The organism is Cellvibrio fontiphilus, assembly GCF_042646205.1.
In the GTDB taxonomy this organism is placed as follows: Bacteria; Pseudomonadota; Gammaproteobacteria; order Pseudomonadales; family Cellvibrionaceae; genus Cellvibrio; species Cellvibrio fontiphilus_A.
In genome coordinates, this window is record NZ_JBHRTF010000002.1 from 359,792 (window position 1) to 380,626 (window position 20,835).

Sequence of the window (20,835 nt, forward strand, 5' to 3'; positions counted from 1 at the left end):
GATAGATAAAACGTTTAACGGTTAAGTTTATTCAGCAACATTGCACGCAGCATTTTACTTTTTGCCAAATCCATTTCGCCTAAATACCCTCGCGCTGGCTCCGGCAAATGTTCAGCAGCTTGTTCTGCATCGCCAAAAATGTAGTAGTCAAAAATGTGTTTCCATCCCAGTTTTTCGTGCTCTGGTTTGTCGCGCAAACTCAATAACGCGTGATACAACACGTTGGTAGCAGCACCCATGTATTTTGGTGAATTACTCCACCAGTAATTTACCAACACATTAAAAGCACTCAGCGCTTCAACCTGGTGCCACCACATACTGGGTAAATAAAGTGCGTCCCCTGCTTCCAACTCGGCAATTTGGCCGTGTTTTATAGCATCAGCAAATTTGGGGTATAAATTGAAATCGGGATTATTGAAATCCACCATGCTTAACACTTGGCCGCCGGGTGTTGGCGATAAAGGCCCAGGATAAAGATTGGCAATTTGATCTGGCGGGAAAAGTGTAAACCGACGCTTGCCAACCACACAGCAGGCAAGATTGTCAGAGGTATCGTAGTGACAGCAAGCTGTGGTGCGATTACCAATCCAGATGCTGATGCGCAAATCTTCAAGCGGAACTATCGATTCAGGCCGCGGAATAGCAATATCATTCTCGCGCCTGAAATCCGGAAAATGGGTATCAATAATATTGGATGCTATGTAATAAGCGCTGGGGTTTTCTTTATCAAAATTTTCCTGAATCAAATCCAGCACTTCATCCACCCGCATGGTACGGGAATCATAATTTAGCTGGGTGCGTTCTTCGTTGTAAAAGAAACGACCTTTGATATCGGGCGACCCAATACAAGCCGTGGAAGGGGCTCCGTTATAGTGCGACTTTAAATAGTGAATTGCATGGCTATCTGATTGTCGCCCTTGTTCAGCAAGTTTCCAGTGATTGACTAAACCCTTAATAACAACCGGCTCTTTGGATGAAAAAATGGCTTCATCCAAAGCCCGGTTTTGGTAATCAGTAATAACTTTTGTTCTAGCGGTAATCATTGGCATAATATTTTTCACGCTGAATGTTTAGGCTATTCTGACAAGCTTACTTTTTCTGATTTTTGATTTCTGTCAATCTTCGAATGTTTGTCATTGAGCTGATTACTGCATAGGCGAGCGGCAAAAATCCGAACTTGTTCAATTTTTCCAATGGCTCACCACCCAGTGCCATCAACTTTTCTTCATTAACAGTGAAGTTACCCACCAAACGCTGTTTCTCACCATTATGTAAATCGATTTCTATATCGACAGGCTCAATTAAATCAAGCTCGGTAAACGCATTGAACATTGCATCTTGCAGCGCAATGCCCTGGTGAATAATTTTCAAAATACTGGCAATGTGCTCCAGATAAGGGCCGTTACCACCATGCTCCAAAAACAATGGATAGCCGTTTTCACTGTTCGCTTTTGGATGATCCAAATCGATATGGATGACGGGCACTTTATTCTTGTCAGCATCGGACTGGAAGCCAATCAGGAACGGACCTCGCGCAATCACTGCAGGAATATAATACGCATCCCACCCTGCTTTTACGGCCGGATTTAAAAACAGGTTTTCACCCTGGCTCAACCCCAACAACACGGTTGCGTGAAATTTTTGTGTTTCAGGATTTTTCCTGAACAGAATTGGATATTCTTTTTGCAGTTCAATAAATTCGGTAGGAAAAGCTAATGCGCTACTGACATTATCACCAAATTCAGCGCCGAAGCGGGTAACTACTTTTAAATCCTGATGTGCCAGGTTATTCAACAATACTGTGTTTGTCATTGCTTGATGTCCAGACCTTTAAAAACCTTGGGTATTGGTAAAATTTTATCTGTTTTTGATGTGGCGCTTGTAAGTAAAGCATACCTGAGAATACAGAAACCTTTCAGAGGAAATTAAAAAAGCCAGAAGAAATTAAAAAGCTGACGGAAATTAAAAAGCCGCTTTTCAGCGGCTTTTTAACTCATCAGCGATAAGATATTTAATTGAATCTCGCGATTTAATTAAAAGGTATAGCGCGCACCAAGTTGATAGCGTGCACCCAGGTCGTACATATCCCACATCATCGCTTTGTTACGACCGTGTGAACGGCTGTCTTCACCAGTAATGTTGATACCTTCTAAAGACACAGTCAGTGCATCAGTCACCGAGTAACTCAAGTTAAGATCGATTTGAGAGTATGCCTCAATATAACGTGGATTATTGAAACCACCTCTGTTTGTCTCATTCAAGAACTCGTCACGCCAGTTATATGCAATACGCGCCTGGAAGCGGTCGTTTTCGTATATACCTGACAGGTTTGCAGTATCACTCAAGCCAACCAACGCAAATTGAGACACATCTGGCGACCCCAGGTTATCGAAGCCTACGTCACCGCGTACCAGAGTGTAGTTAGCCTGAACACCAAAACCGGTATCGCCGAAGAAGTGCTGCACGGCGAGTTCAAGACCGTGGATTTTAGCTTCGCGCCCGTTGTTTGGCGTATTGGTTCTAAAAACGGCCAAGGGATCAGTTGCATTGTCGTAAATATCCCAATCCTTTTGAGCGAGGATGAACTGATCTTGCGCACTCGTTCCTGTGTAGGCAGTGTTACCAAATTCAGCCACCCAAGCTGGATTGAGACCGCCGCCAGGTAAAACGACAAACTCGTTGTATGCCGTCTGGCTGAACAGGGAAACATCGCTAATGGCGATTCCAGCGGCTTCCAACTGAGCTGCTGCCGCCTCTACGCGAGGTCCGTTAGTCGAGTTGCGAATACCTAGCCACTCGCGGTCTATTGATTCAGAACCAAGAAAGTTCTTCACATTTTTTTCAAAGAAACCAATGGAAGCGTAGCTACCCTCATCGTAATACCACTCAACAGAGAGATCGAAGTTAGTTGACTCCAAAGGTAACAAGCCAGGGTTTGATGCACTTGCTGTGGGAATATTACCCAAATAGGTAGCGCCACCACCGCTACCGAAATTGGACGCAGACGCCCCCAGAGAACTCAAGCCCGCTCTGGCAATGGTTTTGCTGAACGAGAAACGGCTGACTATGTCATCGGTCACATTCAAGGTTAAATCCATGCTAGGCAGCAGATTGTCATAGCTGGCTTTGGCAGAAACCAACGTTTGTGGCTTGGTGTCATCAACGTTGATAGATACGTCGTTGTCGCTCTCCCAGCGGTAGAAGTAAGCGGAGGACAGCGAGCTTGAATCTACATCGGTGGTCTCATAGCGCAAACCGGTCAAAATGCTGAACGGCATATTCCCTACATTACCTTCCAAGCCAATCTGGAAGTAAGCGGACTGCATGTCTTCTACCACAATGTTATGGGCAGACTGCTTCATTGCTGGAGGCAAAATGCTGCTGTAACGGGGAATCTGCAAGGCAGCTTCGTACAGGTCAGCGGCGTTGGCAATAAAGCCGTAACCACCCGCTCTTGGAGAGAAGTCGTCGAACTCACCCTGAAGATCAAAAGGACGAACCAGACTGCCAAACTCACCAGGGTAGTTACCATCCCAGTTGCCCAGAGAAATGTTTCCTGTGGCATATCGGCGGGTATTAGATTCCATTTCGCGGGACTCTATACCGAAATCAAAGTGACCGTTGTCAAGATCGTAACGACCATCAAGTTTAATCTGGGTAACAGACGATAACTGATCTGCTTGATCCATGTTGAGCATGGTTGAACTGATATCGCTTGGATCAACCATGCCATTGCGTACCCAAGGTGACGCAGCTTCAACTGAGTCAGGTCTAACGCGGCGTGAATCGTCATATACGTTCAGATAGGTGGGGAAGTACCCGCCAAAAAACCACTCCCGCTCTACAACAACAGGCGCGGCGAGTGCCATACGGATTTGGCCGGTACCATGCGGGCCAGTGCCACGGCTGTGCATTTCTGAATCATGTACGTCCAGGTTGAACGAGAGGGCATCAGTCACCTGATAAGCCAGGTTTACGCCGACAGAATCGAGGGTATTGGTTTGCTCTCTCCACTGTTGTTCAAAACCTTCATCAATCGCATTCCCGTATGCCTCTTTGGCATAGATCATGGTGGCGATCTCCTGGTTGTCAAACTCAACGGCCTGAATATTGCCGCCTTGTTGCATCCAGTTGCCGGCTTGACCCAAGTGCGACTTGATTTCATTTTCCGCAAAGGTGTAATCCACGGTAGCGGTAAAATCGTCTGTAGGTGCAAACTGAAGCGTTAACTGTGCGTTGTCGCGCGTACGTTGAGTGTCGATAAACTCATAGCGCAGGTCATAAAAGCGCGAGTAGAGTTGGCCTTCATCCGGTGCATTTGTAACCTGGGCATTAGCGTTGTTCCAGGCTCTTTGGGGTGTATTAACGCTGTCCCACTCGTAGATACCCCAATCGTTGACTGTGGCGCCGGTTGCTCCTGAATCACGCTGCTGATGGCTAGCACTCAGACCAACACCAAAGGTTGAATCGTCATTAGACCAGCTAAACAAGCCTGAGGCCTCAGGTGTTACGTCATCGCCAGCGCGGTTAGTGGTGTCCATAACGGCTTTGACGCCAGCACTTGCTACCAAGCCTGGGTTATCCAGTGGTTTGGCCGTTTTAACGTTGACGGTCGCGCCTATACCACCGGTAGTGATATTCGCTTTACCTGTTTTGAAGACCTCTACGCCGCTAATACCTTCTGAAGCCAGGTTTGCAAAGTCAAACGCCCTGGAATCACCACCACCACCGTTATTGGTTGATGCCGCCGGCATAGTACGGCCATTCAGGGTGATCATGTTGTTGTCTGGGCCAAAGCCACGCACAGTGATTTGTGAACCTTCACCGTTTGAACGGCTGATAGATACACCAGTGATGCGCTGCAAAGATTCTGCAAGGTTGGTATCGGGGAATTTACCAATGTCTTCTGAACTGATGGCGTCAACAACACCAGCGGAATTGCGCTTGGTGTCCATTGAGCGCTCAAGTGACGCACGAATACCGGTAACCATTACTTCTTCAACGGTATCTTGCTGTTGCGCCACGGCGAAATTAGCTACACCACCGAGCATGGTGGAAGCAATCGCTGAAGCGATGAGTTTTTTGTTAAACCGTGCTTTTGTGTTCATGGAGTAAAGCTCCTGGGAATTGTTATCGATTATGAAAGCCCGAGGATGTAGTCAGCTTTGGACATTCCCCTGCCGAGGGGGCCGGCCATCACTCTGGTGGCAACTCATCCTTTTCTCGTATATCACCATCCACAGGCATGGGGTCTTGCAGCTAGTAAGACTAGATCAGCAAAACGCACACCGCGACTTGAATGGTTGGATACAAGTATCATATGTTCATTATGACAACAACCTTCGCACACAAAAGACTATAAGTTTTATTTGGACTTGTTACGGTAATACACAGGAGCGTCAGTAAGTGGGTATAAATTGAAAAGGAAATGTGAAGCAATCGCGGGGAAATGGCGCGCACAATTGCGTGCGCGCACAAATTATTTATCGGATTTATCTGCAGAAAAAGGAAGGATATTAATAACTTGTACCGCGGTTTTTTCAGCCTCCGTTTGATTTACACGCGTCTCCAATTCACGCGCACCATATTTAAAAATCATTTCATCCTTAAAACCACAGGCGACACATTCGCGGTAATCTTTTCCCGCTTCGCTGTAGACCACCAGCTTGTCCATTTCTGAACAGCGCGGGCACACGGCGCCCGCGACAAAACGACGTTGACTGCTGTAAGCCATTAGGCTGCCTCCCCGGAGAAATCCACCACAGTAATACCTGAATGACGCAAAAGCGCATCGATTTTTGGTTCGCGCCCGCGGAAATTTTTAAATAATTCCATCGGCGCTTTGCTGCCACCCTGTTGCAAAATTTCTTGCAGGAAACTTGCGCCGGTATGGGCATTAAAAATGCCTTCCTCCTCAAAGCGCGAGTAGGCATCGGCGGATAAAACTTCGGCCCATTTGTAGCTGTAATAACCCGCGGCATAACCACCCGCAAAAATATGGCTGAAACTATTTTCAAAGCGATTGAATGCAGGCGGTTTGATAACCGCGACTTGATCGCGCACCTGGTTTAATACTGTTTGTGCGGACTGCGGCGCGGCCGGGTTGTACTCGGCGTGCAAGCGGAAATCAAACAATGAAAATTCCAGCTGGCGAATCATTTGCAAACCGGATTGGAAATTTTTAGCAGCGAGCATTTTTTCCAGCAAATGTTGCGGCAGTGGCTCACCGGTTTCATAGTGACCGGAAATTAATGGAATCGCCTCCGGTTCCCAACACCAGTTCTCCATAAATTGGCTGGGCAATTCCACCGCGTCCCACGCCACGCCGTTAATACCGCTCACTGCCGCCACGTCAATTTGCGTGAGCATGTGATGCAAACCGTGGCCAAATTCGTGGAATAAGGTGGTCACTTCATCGTGGGTTAACAGCGATGGTGTGCTGCCTACTGGTGGAGTGAAATTACAGGTTAAAAAGGCCACCGGTAATTGCACGCCCTGTTCGGTGGTGCGCCGCACGCGGCAATCCGCCATCCAGGCGCCGCCGCGTTTTTTATCGCGCGCAAATAAATCCAAATAAAAACTCGCTAGCTGCTCGCCATTTTTTTCTATGTGATAAAAACGCACGTCAGGGTGATAAGTATCAAAGGCAGCAACTGGTTTGACATCTATGCCAAATAAACGACGAACGATTTCAAACATACCGGCGATAACTTTTTCGGCGGGGAAATAAGGGCGCAATTCTTCTTGCGCTACTGCGTATTTTTCCACGCGCAATTTTTCGCTGTAGTAAGTAGTGTCCCAGGCTTGTAAATCACTGCAACCTTGCGCGGCGGCAAAAGCGCGCAACTCGGCGTAATCGCGCTCGGCAAAAGGTTTGGATTTCGCCGCCAACTCATTTAAAAACTGGATAACCTGCGCGGTTGATTCCGCCATTTTGCTGGCCAGTGAACGCTCGGCGTAATTGGCAAAACCCAGCAATTGGGCAAGCTCATGGCGCAGCGCCAAAGTCTCGGCAATGATCGCGCTATTGTCCCACTCGGCGGCGGATGAACCGTCCGCTTTTTTCCCGGCAGCAGACGCGCGCGTGACATAAGCGGTATAAATTTCTTCGCGTAACGCGCGACTATCGGCGTACATAATCACCGCGTAGTAAGAGGGAAAATCGAGCGTGATTACATAACCCGGAAGATTTTTTTGCGCGGCGGTTTGCGCCGCTTGTGCAAGTGCCGATTCAGGCAAACCCGCCAATGCGCTCGCCTCATCAAATTGTTTAAACCAGGCTTGGGTCGCATCCAATACATTGTTGGAAAATTGCGTGGCAAGTTCGGACAGGCGCTGTTGAATCGCGGCAAAACGTTGTTTATCGCTGTCACTCAGGGCGACGCCACCCAAACGAAAATCGCGCAGGGCATTATTAATCGCCTGCTGCTGTGCTTGATTTAATTGCGCAAAATCCGCACTGGCCGCGAGTTGTTGATAGGCCTGGTAGAGTGCTTCGTTTTGGCTGAACTCGGTGGAGTATTCGGTGAGCAGTGCGACACTTTCGGTGTAGGCCGCGCGCAGTTCATCGCTATTGGCAACGGCATTTAAATGACTGACCGGCGCCCAGGCCTGATCGAGTTTATCGCCCTGGGTTTCCAGTGGCGCCACCAGGCTCGACCAGCTTGGCCCGCGACCTGATTCATTGAGGCTGGTTAATAAGGCTTGTAATTGGGCGCGGCCTTCCGCAACCAGCGTCTTAATAGCGGGAGTGACATGCTCCGCCTTGATCGCACTGAACGGCGGTAACAAATGTGAGGCTAACAGGGGGTTAGTCATGCAATGGCTCCGGAAACAAAATCGGCGGGGGTTTGGCGTATCATACACCCATTAAATACAGCTATTTTCAGGAGCATAACTATGGGCGCGATAAGATCTTTCCAAGGCCACACACCGCAATTGGGCAGCCGCGTGATGGTGGATGAATCCGCCGTGGTGATCGGCGATGTGACCCTGGGCGATGACAGCTCGGTGTGGCCCTGTGTGGTGATTCGCGGCGATATGCACCGCATTCGCATCGGCGCGCGCACCAGTGTGCAGGACGGCTCGGTGCTGCACATCACCCACGCCAGCGACTACAACCCCGCCGGCCACCCGCTCACCATTGGCGACGAGGTGACTGTTGGCCATTCCGTGTGCCTGCATGGCTGCACCATCGGCAACCGCGTTTTAATCGGTATAGGTTCAACCATCCTCGATGGCGCCGTGGTGGAAGATGAAGTGGTCATCGGCGCCGGTTCACTGGTGCCACCGGGCAAGCACCTGGAGTCGGGTTTTATGTACATGGGCTCGCCCGTGAAACAGATCCGCCCGCTGAAGGAATCCGAGCGCAGCTTCTTTAGCTACTCGGCCAATAATTACGTGAAATTAAAAGATGCCTACCTCAAGGAAACCCAATGAGCCTTTCATCACCCGTTTATACGCTGCCGATTACTGCCAGCAGCGACCGTTTTCCGGTGCATAAAATTATTTGCATCGGCCGCAACTACGCCGAGCACGCCCGCGAAATGGGCCATGACCCCGAGCGCGAGCCACCGTTTTTCTTTTTTAAACCGCAAACGGCGCTGGCGCAAAATGGCAGCGATTTTATCTACCCGCATTTTTCCAATCAGGTGGAACATGAAATTGAATTAGTGGTGGCGATTGGTAAATCCGGCGCCAACATCGCACTCGCTGACGCGGGTGATTATGTGTTTGGGTTTGCGGTGGGTTTGGATATGACCTGTCGCGACCGCCAGAAAGAGGCCAAACAGCTGGGCCGCCCCTGGGAACTGGCCAAAGGTTTTGATGGCTCCGCACCTTGCACTGCCATCCAACCAGGCTCTTTGGCAGATTTGGAAAATTACGGCGATTTGGTGTTAACGCGCAATGGTGAAACAGTGCAACGCGGCAACTGGCGCGAGATGGTCTGGTCGGTGCCGGAACTGATTGTGCAGGTATCGCGCTATTTCAAACTGGAAGCGGGTGATTTGATTTTCACCGGCACACCCGCGGGGGTAGGGCCAGTGCAACCGGGCGATGAATTGATTGCCCGGTTGGACGGTTTTGCGGAGCCACTCCAGCTGCCGGTCAGGCGCCCTCCCGACCAATAAAAATCACTTGCACCACTGAGAATCAAAGATCGAGTGATTGATATTCTCAATTGAGCCTGAAGTTCTGTGGGTGCTAGACTCGGCGCCCATTGTTTCTTTTTGGAGCTCGCTTATGTCACTGATCCGCACTGCGCGCCAACTGGGTTTACTGGCAGCCCTGACGCTTTCGCCACTGCTAAACGCCGCCACCCCCAAGGCTGAAGTAAACCTCTATACCACCCGCGAGCCGGCGCTGATCGAACCGCTGTTAAAAGCATTCAGCGACAGCAGTGGCATCAAAGTGAATACCCTGTTTTTGAAAGATGGCTTGGCAGAACGTGTCGCCAGCGAGGGCGAACGCTCGCCTGCCGACCTGTTGATGGCGGTGGACTTTGGCAACCTGACCGATCTGGTTGATAAAGGTGTCACCCAGCCCCTGCAATCGGCGCTGCTGGAAAAAACCATCGCCGCGCCACTACGCGATGCCAATGGCCATTGGTTTGCGCTGTCCATGCGCGCACGCACGCTTTATGTCGCCAAAGAGCTGGATTTGTCCGCCATCAGCTATGAGCAATTGGCATCGCCCGAATGGAAAGGCAAGGTGTGCATTCGCTCTGGCCAACACCCATACAACACCGCGCTGATCGCCCATATGATCGCTAAACATGGTGAGGCCAAAGCCGAAACCTGGCTGCGCGGCCTGAAAGCCAACCTCGCCCAGCGCCCCGGTGGCGGCGACCGCGATGTGGCGCGGGATATTTTGGGTGGCCTGTGTGATGTTGGGCTGGCTAACAGCTATTACCTCGGCCTGATGCGCAGCGGCGCGGGCGGCGCGGATCAGCAAAAATGGGGCGATGGCATTAACGCCCTGTTGCCGGTGTTTGAAGGCGGCGGCACCCATGTGAATGTGTCGGGCGCCGCGCTGGCCAAACACTCACCCAATAAAGCGCATGCCATCAAACTGCTGGAGTTTTTGGTATCGCCCGAAGCCCAGGCGATTTATGCCCAGGCCAACTACGAGTATCCGGTCAATCCGGTGGCGACACTTAATCCCATTATTGCGGCGCTGGGTGAACTCAAGGTGGATTCCACTTCCCTCGCGGATATTTCCAAACACCGCAAAGCCGCCAGCCTGTTGGTAGATAAGGTCGGTTTCGACCTTTGACCCACACGCGCTTATCGACTTAGTAAATGCGCCTTAACCACGGTTGGTGGCTGGTATCCGGGCTGGTAGCACTGTTGGTGCTACTGCCGGTACTGAGTATTGCGGGTCACGCGCTCGAGGGCTCGGGCGAACTATGGCCGCATTTGCGCGCCTATGTGCTGCCCCAAGCGCTGGGCCAAACCTTGCTACTGCTGGCCGGTGTGGGAGCACTGGTGATTCTACTCGGCACCGGCAGCGCCTGGCTGGTGACCTCCTACGAATTTCCCGGTCGCCGCCTGCTCAGCTGGGCGCTGTTGCTGCCCTTGGCGGTGCCGACTTATATAGTCGCCTATGTTTACCTCGATCTACTCCACCCGATTGGCGACCTGCAAACCTGGCTGCGCGAATTGTTGGGTTATAGCAGCCCGCGCGAATTCCGCCTGCCGGATATCCGCTCCCTTGGCGGTTGCATGCTGCTGCTGGGGCTAGTGCTTTTCCCCTATGTTTACCTGCCCACACGCGCGCTGTTTATGATGCAGGCGGCCGGGCTGTTGGATGCTGCCGCCAGTTTGGGCGCGGGGCCGGGGCGCCGCTTTTTCCGTATCGCCCTGCCACTGGCGCGCCCGGCAATTGCGGTGGGTGCCAGCCTCGCCCTCATGGAGGCGATTAACGATATAGGCGCGGCCGAACTACTGGGTGTTCGCACCTTAACCGTGTCGGTTTACTCTACCTGGGTCAACCGCTCCAGCCTCGCTGGCGCCGCGCAAATCGCCTTGTTTATGCTGTTGCTGGTGCTCAGCCTGATCGCCCTTGAGCGCTGGGCGCGTCGCCACAGCCACTATGCCAGCAGCGCACGGCAGAATCGCACCCTCACCCCGCGCCCGGTATCTGGCTGGGGCTGGCTGTTGGTGATCATCGCCTGGCTCGCCGTCACCCTCGGCTTTTTGGTGCCCGCTGGTCATTTAGTTAGCGCCAGTCTGGAGCGCTGGAACGCGGTGGGGTGGGATGCAAGCCTGCTCGATAAAACCCTCACCACCCTGACCTTCGCCAGCATCGCCACCCTGATGGCCGCGCTCCTGGCTTTTCTGTTGGTGTACAGCCTGCGTCTGGCAAGGGCCGCGCCGGGCATGCGTGTATTGGTGCGCATCGCCAGTCTGGGTTACGCGGTGCCCGGTACGGTATTGGCGATTGGCCTGCTCGGGCCGTTGGGCTGGCTGGATGCAACACTCGATAGTCAGGCGCAGCAGCTATTCGGTATCTCTACCGGATTACTCTTATCCGGCACTGGTGTCGCCTTGGTCTATGCCTATGTGGCGCGTTTTCTGGCGATAGGTACGGGCAGTGTGGAGGCGGGTTTTCACAAGATTCCCTATTCACTCGACGATGCCGCGCGTTCGCTGGGCACCGGCGCCAGCCTGCGCGCGCGGCTGATTCACTGGCCCTTGGCCCGCCCGGCACTGGCAGCCGCCATGCTGCTGATTTTTGTTGATTGTATGAAAGAACTGCCGGCCAGCTTGCTGCTGCGTCCACTGAATGTGGAGACGCTCGCCACCCATTTGTACGGCGAAGCCTCGCGCGGCAGCTATGAAAGTGGCGCCATGGCGGCGCTGTTAATCGTACTTGCCGGAGTGCTGCCGATTGTTTTGTTGTCGCGCTACGGCATGAAACAGGCATCCCACTGACCTGACCCGCTAACCCTGATTGTTAGCCATTTGTATGAGCCATTTTGTATGAGCAATGCCCATCACCTGAGCCTGAGCGGAATAGCGCACCAGTTTGGCGAGCAGAGTGTTTTGCGCGATATCCAGCTGCAGGTAAATGCGGGCGAAATTCTCTGCCTTGCCGGGCCCTCCGGCTGCGGCAAAAGCACCTTGCTGCGCCTGATCGCCGGCTTGGAACAACTGCAAACGGGCGAGATCCGGCTGGATAACGAACTGATTGCCAGCCCCGCGCGCCAGCAACTGCCGGAACAGCGCGATATAGGCTTGGTGTTTCAGGATTTTGCGCTCTTTCCGCATTTGTCACTGCTCGACAACGTCGCCTTTGGCCTGCACCAACTGCCCAAACCGGCGCGCCCGGCACAGGCACTGGCGATGCTGGAGCGGGTGGGCCTGAGCGCACGTGCGCAAGAATTGCCCCATGTGCTCTCCGGCGGCCAGCAGCAGCGTGTGGCACTGGCGCGCGCGCTGGCGCCACAGCCGCGCCTGCTACTGCTCGATGAACCCTTTTCCAATCTGGATATACGCCTGCGCCACCGCCTGCGCAGCGAAACTTTGCACCTGCTCAAGGCCAGCGGCACCACCAGCATCATGGTCACCCACGACCCCGAAGAGGCTATGTTTATGGCCGACCGCATCGCGCTGATGCAACAGGGGAAAATCCTGCAGATAGGGACTCCGAGCGAGATTTACCACCACCCGGTCAGCCCCTTTGCCGCCGAATTTTTTGGCGATATCAACCGCCTTGAGGCGCAGGTAGATGGGGGATTAGTTGTAACGCCTTTTGGTGCCATCACCGCACCGGCCTTAGCCGAGGGAAGCCGCGCGCAGATTCTGATTCGCCCCGAATCGCTGCAACTCGCTCCTGCCAACAGCGCCGGCGCTCAAGCCGTAAGATTGCAGGAGGCCCATATGCTCGGCGCCACAAGCCTTGCCAGCCTGTGCATCAATCATGGCGGGCAAGAGGTGGAGCTACAAATGCAAATGCCCAGCCATCAACTGGCCGGGCTGGGGGATCAATACTGGATAAGCCTGGATAGGCGCGGGGTATTTGTGTTTGCTGCCGGGGATTAAACAATCACGGCAAATCAAACACCAAAGCCTTTACCGCTTGCTGCTGGGCAACCATTAGCAGGTTACCAATGCCTTCGATTTTTGCACCATCGCCCGGCTCAAGGGTTTCGCCCTCAATCGCCAGCTCGCCGCTAATCAGGTGCACGTAGTATTTACGCGCCGTAGAAGCAGGCAATTCAGCAGTGGTGTCGGCATCGAGCAAAAGTTGATACAAGCGCGCATCCTGCTTGATCACCAAACTGCCCGCCTCACCATCGGGGCTTACTGCCAGGGTAAGGCCCTGCTCGCGACCAAAGGCTTTTTGCTGGTAGCCCGGCGCTTTATCCACCACATTGGGTTCAATCCAAATCTGCAGGAAATGCAGCGGTTTGCTGGCCGATGGGTTGAATTCACTGTGACGGATACCGCTGCCGGCAGACATCAACTGGAATTCACCCGGTGGCAGGGTGGCGACATTACCCTCGCTGTCTTTATGGGCGATTTCGCCCTCCAACACATAGCTGATGATTTCCATATTGCTGTGACCGTGGGTGGCAAATCCACCGCCCGGCGCCACTTGGTCATCGTTGATAACCCGCAGCGCGGAAAAACCCATGTGGCGCGGATCGTAATAACTGCCAAAGGAAAAACTGTGTTTGCTATCCAGCCAGCCAAAATTGGCACCACCACGGTCCTGGCTGCGTCTGATACTGATCATAAATACCTCCACTTGCTGGCCATGCCGGGCATAGTTGCAGCATTTTCTATGGGTCTCATCGGATGTGAGGCGCCCGGTTTTTAGCGGGCGCCTGGGCAATGTTGCAGGCCTTGGTGTACTCAGGCTTTGGCAATCAGGCGGTCAATACTGAAACGACCGGCCCCGGAAATCAGCAAGGAGACTGAGCCGGCAAGCAGCGCCAAACCAAATTCGTAACCGTTGTTGCTCATAAACAGACCGTTGCTGAGATGCACGGTCACAATCGCCACCAACATGGTTACTGCCAAGACCAGTGCCGCCGGGCGAACCAGCAGGCCGATGAGCAGGGCCAAGCCGCCAAAAAATTCAGCTGAACCTGACAAGGCCGCCATCAACACCCCGGGGCCAAGGCCGATGGATTCCATCCACTGGCCAGTACCCGCCAAACCGTAACCCCCAAACCAGCCAAACAATTTCTGCGCGCCGTGAGCGGCAAAAATAATCCCCAGGGGCAGGCGCAGGGCGAGGGCAGAGAAGGAATCGTTAGTGACAAGAATTTTATTAATGGCGCTCATGGTTAACTCCAAAAAACTGTGTGAGTAGGTTTGGTGCGCGGCAAGCTTCTACCATCGCCCCAGTTGCAGCCAGAATAAGGTTAAATAATTAGATTAAAAATAGCTAAAAACTGCTTATTATGATCGCATTTTTAGATTATAGAATTGCCAGCTCAAAGCCACTGCAGGCTGAGCCAGATGATCAAGGTATAGCGCAGCGCCTTGCCCAGTGCTACCAACAGCAGGAAGAGCGGGAACTTCACCCGCATCACCCCCGCAAGCAGGGTTAGTGGGTCACCCACCACTGGCAGCCAGGCAAACAATAGTGAGTAAATCCCGTAGCGCTGGAACTGCCGCTGGGCGAGCGCCAGTTGCGGCGCGGAGACAGGAAACCATTTCCGATTCTGGAAACGCAGGCATTGCCTGCCAAGGTACCAATTAATACAAGAACCCAGGGTATTGCCAGAGGTCGCAACCAGCCCCAACAACAGCGGCGCGTAGCCCTGCTGCAATAGCGTGATTAACAAAGCCTCCGAGGAGAGAGGAAAGAAAGTCGCGGCGATAAGTGCGGTAACAAATAAACTGGCATAAACCATCGCTGCACTAACCATAGCGGCACTGACCATGGCGGCACTGTACCCGCCTGAAGAAATATTTAATTGGTGTTATTGCGAATCAACAGCACACGGCGCTGCGGTTCCTGCAACACCTCGCTGCCATATTTGAAATTGGGCATGCTAAAAAACAAATTATCAAATGAGCCATCGGCTTGCGCCAAACGCAAACCGCGTTCAATGCGCTCCGCCAGCGCCAGGTTATTTTTATTTACAAAAAAACAGTAGCGCACCGGGCGATCATATTTGAGCAACAAATGCCCTTCCTGAATTAACCCCAATGAAGAAAAATTGATGATATCACTTTGAATTTCATGCAGACCGCGCGAAAAAAAATCAAACCGGTGCTTGGCGAGCATTTTAAACAGGCCGCCATAATTAGCGCCGTAAACCAGTGAAAAACCGTTGTCTTTAAGGATGATGCCATCGGTCCAGTAGGGTCCGGTGCCGGTTTTAAACTGGCGCAATTGGGCAAGGCTGGTCACTGTGGCAAATTGCGCCTGTTTATCGCGATGAATCAAAAGCGCGCGGTAATTATTCAGGCCTTTTAATAAATCCACATCAATAACACGCAGCTTTTCCGCACGCTCGCGCGTCACCGATGCCCACATGGCATCTATCCCTGTGCCGGCAATTAACATCGCACGGTCGCGCTCAATACCACCGCCGTGATCGTGAAATGCCAATTCAAATTCGCCATCGGTAGCACGGGTTTTTTCCAATGCCAAGCGCAACAAATTGACGTAATAGTAGTAAGGCTCATTGGGCTTGGCGATACCGCTGCCGGGCACCACTACCTTGAGTGGAGTCGGGTGTGATTGCGCTGCAATTTCTGCAGCCAGTGCAGGCGCAATAAAAAATAAATTCGCCAGCAGCAACAACACAATCGCCAAATAACGGCAGCGCCGGCATTTAAAGCCAGCGTGCACCAGTGCGTTGTTGATTGTCATGGCCGCCGGCACGATTTATTTTTTCTCGGTCAATTGCCGGCGCAACGCGGTAATCACCGGAATAACTTCAGGGCGAATTTGTCGCCACAAATAAAAGGCTTCTGCCGCCTGTCCAATTAACATACCCAAACCATCGGCGATCTGTGCTGCGCCATGTTGTTTGGCCCAGGTTAAAAAAATAGTTGGTTCAGCACCATACATCATGTCGTAACAACAGGCGTTGGCGGCGAGCAGATCATCCGGCAGCGGTGGCAGTTCGCCTTGCATGCTCGCGGAAGTGCCGTTAATCACCAAGTCAAAATGATCGCCCTGCAACTGCGCAAAACTTTTTGCGCGTATATCGCCCAGGTCGAGAAAATTTTTGGCCAGCTCTTCTGCTTTTTCCGGCGTGCGATTGGCAATCACTACTTGCCCGGGTTTTTCCTCCAACAGCGGTTGCAAAATGCCGCGCACAGCGCCGCCGGCGCCCAGAATTAATACGCGCTTGCCTTCCAATTCCCAACCCAGGTTGTGCATATCGTGGATCATGCCTATACCGTCGGTGTTATCGCCGAGGATGCTGCCATCGCTGAGTTTTGCCAGGGTATTAACGGCGCCGGCGCGCTCTGCACGCGCCGTGCGTTTTTGCGCAAAGGCAAAGGCATTTAATTTAAATGGCACCGTGATATTTAAACCTTTTCCACCTTGCGTAAAAAATTCCTGCGCAGCCAGTTCAAATTCGCCTTCATTCACTAACTGTTTGTTGTAGTGCATATCCTGCCCGGTTTGCTCGGCAAACTGGCGATGGATAACCGGGGATTTACTGTGATTAATCGGGTTGCCAAATACAGCGTATAAATCAGTCATGAGTCGTCCAAAAAATTATTCGATGGTTATCAAACTAGTTTATTTTTATTTCAACCAATCGCGATGGGGGAGAAACTTTTCATAGAGTTCCGCTTCAGCACTGCCGGCTTCCGGTTGCCAGTTATATTCCCAGCGCACCAGTGGCGGCAGCGACATTAAGATGGATTCGGTACGCCCGCCGGTTTGCAATCCAAACAAAGTGCCGCGGTCATACACCAGATTAAATTCCACATAGCGGCCACGACGGTAGAGTTGGAAATCGCGCTCGCGTTCCGTAAACGGCTGATGTTTACGTGCATTTACAATCGGTACATACGCCGGCAAGTAGCTGTCGCCCACGGCGCGCATCACCTCAAAACTGTGGGCAAAACTTTCATGGTTGTAATCGTCAAAAAACAAACCACCCACACCGCGCGCTTCACCGCGATGTTTAAGAAAAAAGTAATCGTCACACCATTTTTTGAATCTGGGGTAAAGCTGTTCACCCAGAGGATCGCAGGCGTTTTTGGCGGTTTGATGCCAGTGCTTCACATCGGTTTCGTTACCGTAGTATGGCGTTAAATCGTAACCACCACCAAACCACCACACAGGTTCGGCGCCCTCTTTTTCAGCGATAAAAAAGCGCACATTGGCATGGCTGGTTGGCACAAAAGGGTTGTGCGGATGAATCACCAGCGACACCCCCATAGCTTCAAATGCGCGGCCCGCAAGCTCAGGGCGATGCGCCGTAGCCGACGCGGGCATTTGGGTGCCGTACACATGGGAGAAATTCACCCCACCTTTTTCAATCACCCTGCCGTTAGTGATTACCCGTGAGCGACCACCACCGCCCTCGGCCCTATCCCAGCTGTCTTCAATAAAATCGGCACCGCCATCCTCGGCGGCAAGTGCAGCGCAAATGCGATCTTGCAGATCCAACAAATAGGCTTTAACCGCCGCCTTGTCGGGGCCGGATGATTGGCTTATGGGGGAGTGACTCATAGAGATCCTCGCAAAATGGAGCGACTGGCACAGGCGAGGCGCAGACAGTCGACGCTAAAAACCACAGGTTCAGCGGGCGCAAGCCCGAAGGGCCCGCCATTCTACGCGCTAGCGCATAAAAGTGGGCGGAGCTTGTCGCTCATTTGCACTGAAGGGGCATTTTTGGACTAACTGGGACGAACCACATCGCCCGTTAACAAATCGCGAATTTCGGAAGGATTTTTACGTTTGCCGACTGTACCAGTAGTGATAGCCGCCAATTGGTTGCCAAAATAGCGATGCACCTGATGAGCATCCCGCGCCGGTTCCCGGCCTTGCGGGTTGCAAGAGGTGGAAACAATCGGGCCGCCAAACGCGCGCGACAGGCCGGCAGCGACCGGATGATCGGTCACCCGCAAAGCCACACTGGTGAAGTTTCCGCTGATCCAGTAAGGCACCAAACCATTATTGGGCACTAACCAAGTGACGGGGCCGGGCCAGGTGTTCTTTAACTTTTGACGCTGCAGGTCGTTAAGATGATCAATAAAGGGGTCAAACATGTGGATATTTGCCGCTAGCAGTATCAAACCCTTTTGTACCGGGCGATCTTTCAAGGCGAGCAACTCAGTCACCGCCAACTCATCAAACGGATTACAGCCCAACCCCCATACCGCCTCGGTTGGATAAGCAACAACACCCCCCAAACGCATTTGGCGAGCAGCGAATTGAATACGGGGCTGGCGCGACCAATCGAGCATAAAATTTACCTGTACAGAGAACAACTTGGGCACGAATCTACCCCAGCCTCGCGCCAAGCTCAACCAAAAGCGCATTGACGGGATGGTTTAACAACGCTGGTAAGACGCCCCCACTTGCTGAACCAAACCTTTAATTTCCAAGCCAATCAGCGCCGCCGACAGAGCACCGACCTCCTCCCCAATACGCTCAGCCAGCAGATCCAAGGGCAAAGGATCATAACCCAAGGCGTTTAATAACAGCTCCTCCTCTGCGCTCAGCGGATCCTGAACTGCTGGGCTATGGCTGTTATTTGCGGTGCCAGCAGCAGGCTGGGTGGCTTGTTGACCACTGAACAGATCATCCTGAAGCTGGCTCTCCTGCAACTCCTGCCGCTTGTAACTGATCAGGCCAGACAATTGATCGACTATATCCTGCGCCGTCTCCACCAGTGTTGCGCCCTGGCGAATCAATTGATGGCAACCACGCGCCAGGGGGTTGTGGATGGAACCGGGAATCGCAAACACCTCGCGGTTGTGCTGCAAGGCATAGGCCGCGGTGATGAGCGAACCACTTTGCACGGCCGCCTCCACCACCAAAGTGCCACCACTCAAGCCGCTAATAATGCGGTTGCGCTGGGGAAAATGACTTGCATGGGAAGATGTGCCCAGCGGAAATTCACTCACCAGCGCACCACCGGCATCGACAATAGTTTGGGCAAGCTGGTGATGGCGCGATGGATAGACACGGTCGATGCCTGTGCCCATCACCGCAATGGTAATCCCTCCGACCGACAGCGCGCCGCGATGCGCCGCTGCATCTATTCCCAGCGCTAAACCACTGGTGATGGCCAGACCACATCCGGCCAAATAAGCGGCGAATCGCTCAGCATTCTCATTGCCACCTCCGCTCGGGCTGCGGCTGCCGACCATTGCCAATTGCGGCAGGCTCAAGCAGTCAGGATTACCGCGCACAAATAACATAGGTGGAGGTTTGGGAATTTCACGTAACAGCCGCGGGTAGCGCGAGTCATCAAACAGCAGGCACTGCACCTGCGGATGTTTATCCAGATAAGCAAGATCGGCCGCCAGCTGACGTCCCGAGTGGCTGTTTTGGGGATTAGCTTGGTACGCGGCAAGGGCATCAATCGCCGGACGCTTGAAGTAGGGTTCCAGACTTCTTGCCGGCAACTCAAGCAATTCCTGAGGGCTGGGGAAGATTTCCATCAACTGCCAGTAACTGGCGGTTCCGGTATCGGGCAGACGTAACAAAAGCAGGTGGGCAGCAAGCGGGGAGAGCATGGCATCATCCTTGATGGTGCTGCTCCGGGCGGAGCAGCGATAGAGTTGCAGAGAGTTAGGGGTTGCGCACCTTGTCTTTGATTGCCAGTGGGCGATCCGACTCAAGTACCAGCGCGAAACTCATTTTTTCAAAGGTGCGGAATACCATCAACAAGCCAGCGCGCTCATCGGGCAGCGCTACTTTGCCGCCGCGCACACGGTCATTCACTATCTCACCGGCGCGATAAATAGCCATCACATTGCCGATTTGCAGACCTTCGCGCTCACCCTTGTTGATCATCACCACGTTGAATTTGCCGACCTGGGTTACGCCACCTTCAACGGCAATAATCTGGGCTTCAATATCCACATCCGGCGCACTGGGGTAGAAGATGGAATCTACGGAGCGGTCTTCACTGGGCAGTAGATGATCGCCAGGGCGCACCTCTTCATAAGTACGCAACACATCCAGACTGGCAATATCGCCATCCATTTTACTGACTGACACGCTGCCAATACCCTGAGCGTGAACGCCCAATACTTCTTTGGTCACTGGGTCCCTGAACAGCTGACCTTTGCGGAACACACCGTAGTTGGAGTAATTGGCATCAAAACTACCGCGCGCATAAGCGCGGTCATCGGCACCTACAATCAAGCGCTGCTGCTGGCCCGCCAGCATATAGGGCGATGCCTCAAGCACACCGGGTTCTACAATGCGGCTGCGAGACAAAAAGGCATCTATACGATCCAGTGGAATGGCGGTAATGGCTTCATCTACGTTCTGCACGCGAATGCTTGGGCTGAGCTTGGTGGTATCACCTGCGCCCGGCACCATTTTCAGGGTGCGTTCAAGCGTTAAACGCGGTTGACCGTCCAGGTAAATAAGTTTGATGAGATCACCGGGGAAAATAAGGTGAGGGTTCTCGATTTGCGGATTGACATGCCAAATTTCTGGCCACATCCAGGGGCTGTTCAAAAAGGTGCCGGAAATATCCCAGAGGGTATCGCCCTTTTTAACGGTATATTCGTCGGGATGACCCGTTTTAAGCAGTGCATCATCAGCCCAGGAGAAAAAGCTGATCAGGGAGGCGGCCGCAACGGCCAGTAATATTTTTTTCATAGAAACCGATCCTGTTTTATTCGGTCCTGAGGCAGATAGACGTATAATAATAAG

At 52.7% G+C, this 20,835-nt stretch carries 19 protein-coding genes; 5 read left to right on the forward strand and 14 right to left on the reverse strand.

Features of this window, described 5'->3' with window-relative positions:
- Window positions 1–14 precede the first annotated feature (14 nt).
- From ACFODX_RS03390 to prlC, 5 genes are all read right to left on the reverse strand, one after another.
- Window positions 15–1,049, reverse strand: coding sequence for a cupin-like domain-containing protein (locus ACFODX_RS03390; RefSeq protein ID WP_378116068.1), 1,035 nt, complete (start codon window positions 1,047–1,049; stop codon window positions 15–17).
- A 40-nt stretch (window positions 1,050–1,089) separates the two neighbouring features.
- The gene (locus ACFODX_RS03395) at window positions 1,090–1,812 is read right to left on the reverse strand and encodes a SapC family protein (RefSeq protein ID WP_378116070.1); all 723 of its coding nucleotides are present in this window, start codon (window positions 1,810–1,812) and stop codon (window positions 1,090–1,092) included.
- A gap of 221 nt (window positions 1,813–2,033) precedes the next feature.
- Window positions 2,034–5,108 (reverse strand): TonB-dependent receptor, encoded by a 3,075-nt coding sequence (locus ACFODX_RS03400; protein ID WP_378116072.1) that lies wholly within the window; start codon window positions 5,106–5,108, stop codon window positions 2,034–2,036.
- 371 nt (window positions 5,109–5,479) lie between these two features.
- Window positions 5,480–5,734, reverse strand: coding sequence for a YheV family putative zinc ribbon protein (locus ACFODX_RS03405; protein ID WP_378116074.1), 255 nt, complete (start codon window positions 5,732–5,734; stop codon window positions 5,480–5,482).
- Window positions 5,734–7,818, reverse strand: a complete 2,085-nt coding sequence (gene prlC, locus ACFODX_RS03410; protein ID WP_378116076.1) for an oligopeptidase A — start codon at window positions 7,816–7,818, stop codon at window positions 5,734–5,736. The genes ACFODX_RS03405 and prlC overlap by 1 nt, the downstream gene beginning before the upstream one ends.
- 81 nt (window positions 7,819–7,899) lie before the next feature.
- Between prlC and ACFODX_RS03415 the strand changes: the two genes are divergently transcribed.
- The 5 genes from ACFODX_RS03415 (at window position 7,900) to ACFODX_RS03435 (ending at window position 13,046) form a co-directional block, all read left to right on the forward strand.
- On the forward strand, window positions 7,900–8,439 hold the full coding sequence (locus ACFODX_RS03415) for a gamma carbonic anhydrase family protein (RefSeq protein WP_378116078.1): 540 nt from the start codon (window positions 7,900–7,902) through the stop codon (window positions 8,437–8,439).
- Window positions 8,436–9,131 (forward strand): fumarylacetoacetate hydrolase family protein, encoded by a 696-nt coding sequence (locus tag ACFODX_RS03420; protein WP_378116080.1) that lies wholly within the window; start codon window positions 8,436–8,438, stop codon window positions 9,129–9,131. Before ACFODX_RS03415 ends, ACFODX_RS03420 begins: the two co-directional genes overlap by 4 nt.
- Window positions 9,132–9,243: 112 nt before the next feature.
- Window positions 9,244–10,275, forward strand: coding sequence for an extracellular solute-binding protein (locus ACFODX_RS03425; RefSeq protein WP_378116082.1), 1,032 nt, complete (start codon window positions 9,244–9,246; stop codon window positions 10,273–10,275).
- 26 nt (window positions 10,276–10,301) lie between these two features.
- Window positions 10,302–11,936, forward strand: coding sequence for an ABC transporter permease (locus tag ACFODX_RS03430; RefSeq protein ID WP_378116084.1), 1,635 nt, complete (start codon window positions 10,302–10,304; stop codon window positions 11,934–11,936).
- Between the two features lie 48 nt (window positions 11,937–11,984).
- On the forward strand, window positions 11,985–13,046 hold the full coding sequence (locus ACFODX_RS03435; RefSeq protein ID WP_378116086.1) for an ABC transporter ATP-binding protein: 1,062 nt from the start codon (window positions 11,985–11,987) through the stop codon (window positions 13,044–13,046).
- A gap of 4 nt (window positions 13,047–13,050) precedes the next feature.
- On the opposite strand, the gene ACFODX_RS03440 is transcribed toward ACFODX_RS03435, so the two are convergent.
- From ACFODX_RS03440 to ACFODX_RS03480, 9 genes are all read right to left on the reverse strand, one after another.
- Window positions 13,051–13,743 carry a pirin family protein gene (locus ACFODX_RS03440; protein WP_378116089.1) on the reverse strand — a complete coding sequence of 231 codons (693 nt, stop codon included), beginning with the start codon at window positions 13,741–13,743 and terminating at the stop codon, window positions 13,051–13,053.
- Between the two features lie 119 nt (window positions 13,744–13,862).
- Window positions 13,863–14,297, reverse strand: a complete 435-nt coding sequence (locus tag ACFODX_RS03445) for a DoxX family protein (protein WP_378116091.1) — start codon at window positions 14,295–14,297, stop codon at window positions 13,863–13,865.
- Between the two features lie 152 nt (window positions 14,298–14,449).
- Window positions 14,450–14,902, reverse strand: coding sequence for a YqaA family protein (locus tag ACFODX_RS03450; protein ID WP_378116093.1), 453 nt, complete (start codon window positions 14,900–14,902; stop codon window positions 14,450–14,452).
- 29 nt (window positions 14,903–14,931) lie between these two features.
- Window positions 14,932–15,840 (reverse strand): hypothetical protein, encoded by a 909-nt coding sequence (locus ACFODX_RS03455; protein ID WP_378116095.1) that lies wholly within the window; start codon window positions 15,838–15,840, stop codon window positions 14,932–14,934.
- A gap of 15 nt (window positions 15,841–15,855) precedes the next feature.
- Entirely contained in the window at window positions 15,856–16,686 is an 831-nt protein-coding gene (gene aroE, locus ACFODX_RS03460) for a shikimate dehydrogenase (protein ID WP_378116097.1), read from the reverse strand.
- 45 nt (window positions 16,687–16,731) lie between these two features.
- Entirely contained in the window at window positions 16,732–17,667 is a 936-nt protein-coding gene (gene hemF, locus ACFODX_RS03465) for an oxygen-dependent coproporphyrinogen oxidase (protein WP_378116099.1), read from the reverse strand.
- Between the two features lie 167 nt (window positions 17,668–17,834).
- Window positions 17,835–18,404 carry a Sua5/YciO/YrdC/YwlC family protein gene (locus ACFODX_RS03470; RefSeq protein WP_378116101.1) on the reverse strand — a complete coding sequence of 190 codons (570 nt, stop codon included), beginning with the start codon at window positions 18,402–18,404 and terminating at the stop codon, window positions 17,835–17,837.
- A gap of 87 nt (window positions 18,405–18,491) precedes the next feature.
- The gene (gene dprA / locus ACFODX_RS03475) at window positions 18,492–19,682 is read right to left on the reverse strand and encodes a DNA-processing protein DprA (RefSeq protein ID WP_378116103.1); all 1,191 of its coding nucleotides are present in this window, start codon (window positions 19,680–19,682) and stop codon (window positions 18,492–18,494) included.
- 55 nt (window positions 19,683–19,737) lie between these two features.
- Window positions 19,738–20,781 carry a LysM peptidoglycan-binding domain-containing protein gene (locus tag ACFODX_RS03480; RefSeq protein WP_378116105.1) on the reverse strand — a complete coding sequence of 348 codons (1,044 nt, stop codon included), beginning with the start codon at window positions 20,779–20,781 and terminating at the stop codon, window positions 19,738–19,740.
- Between the last annotated feature and the right edge of the window lie 54 nt (window positions 20,782–20,835).